1 pseudogene is annotated in these 669 nt (G+C 47.1%); it reads left to right on the top strand.

The annotated features are described in order from the left end of the window. Positions 1-76: 76 nt before the first annotated feature. Positions 77-669 (top strand): annotated as a pseudogene (locus R8N47_RS25625) (DNA methylase); the annotation flags it as partial.

Genomic DNA, 669 nt, shown 5'->3' with positions numbered 1-669 from the left:
TTGAAGCTCGCGGTCACCGTCTAGGTCACGGTGTGTGGGATATTAAATACAAACGCATTGCTTAAGGAGTCAGTTGATGTACCACTACGCGATATTGGCGAATCCGGGTCACAACCGAATTTACTTTGATAGCGCAATGACCATTGCATGCTCAGAGCTCAAAGCGATTTTGGCCTCTGAAGGTGTTGAAGTGACTGAAATTGGCAGCAAAGACGTGGGTTTACCTGCGGCGCTGGTGTTTTCTTGTGAGCAGGCGTTAAGTGAAGCGCAGTCTCGTAAGATTGCCGCATCTTCTATCTATTACGCGCTGTTTGAAGTGCGTGAAGATGGTTTGCTTCGTCCAATTCAGGCGCCTGCATTCAATACTTTCCCTGAGAGCATGAGCCAGATCCTGCGTTATACAGGTAAAACCAATGAGCAGTTTACTCGTTTAATGGTTAACCTTGGCGTGAGTGCTGCAAATACTGACAGCACGCAGCTAACGCTGATGGATCCAATGTGTGGTAAGGGTACAACACTGTTTGAAGGTTTGATCCATGGCTTGAATGTCGTGGGTGTGGAGATCAACCAGAAGTGGGTTCAAGAGATCCAAACCTTCATCGTTAAGTTTATGAAGAATGGCCGCTTCAAGCACAAAGTGAGCAAAGAAAAGCGCACTTCTGGTGGCAA

The organism is Vibrio sp. 2132-1 (assembly GCF_033344315.1).
The sequence above is the reverse complement of the archived record's forward strand: the minus strand, read 5'-3'. Positions and strand labels throughout refer to the sequence as shown.